Genomic DNA, 594 nt, shown 5'->3' with positions numbered 1-594 from the left:
ACTGCAAGCTCTACGCATGGGCTTATTTCAAGCACCGTCATGGTGGTGAAAAGCCTCGTGCCGCAGACTTCAAGATCACGATGGATGATGCACGTTTCTTGCGTCGTCTGAACTTGGGTCATCTGTCTCTCGAATACCCATCGTATGGTCTCAAGGAGTGGGGCGATCTGGTGTACAATGCGATGTGCGAGATCGAAAGGTCTGGCTATATCGGGAAATTCATGAACAAGAAGATGAAGTTTCTGATGCGCCCCGCCTTTGATTTGAAGCGCGACGATTTGAGGGGGGAGATGGTAACTGCCGCTTTCCGCGCCATTTATCTAAAGTTCCCACGTTTTGATTCCGTGCTCCACATTACGAACGTGGCTAAAACCACGATTAGTAATACTGGGAAGACCCTAATCACGTACCACACGAACCCCGCGCGCCAACGGCTTCAGGCTGGTGCCGAGAAAGGGCAGTTCGAGTCGCGGATCGTGAGTACCGAAGCTCTGTCGAATATGGAGGCACCAGACCAGTACATGAGTGGTCTGCGCGATGCGCTCACGACCCTTGTTCAGGTAGCGGAATCAGGCGGGATGCGCCCTGACGTAC

Annotated in this window: 1 protein-coding gene; it reads left to right on the top strand. The window is 53.0% G+C overall.

The features are described 5' to 3' along the window. A partial coding sequence (locus tag AC1RPU_RS07745; protein ID WP_481769603.1) for a hypothetical protein occupies positions 1-594 on the top strand: 594 nt, incomplete at both ends.

This window comes from Dellaglioa sp. CoH-55-MRSF-7 (assembly GCF_056782235.1).
The sequence above is the reverse complement of the archived record's forward strand: the minus strand, read 5'-3'. Positions and strand labels throughout refer to the sequence as shown.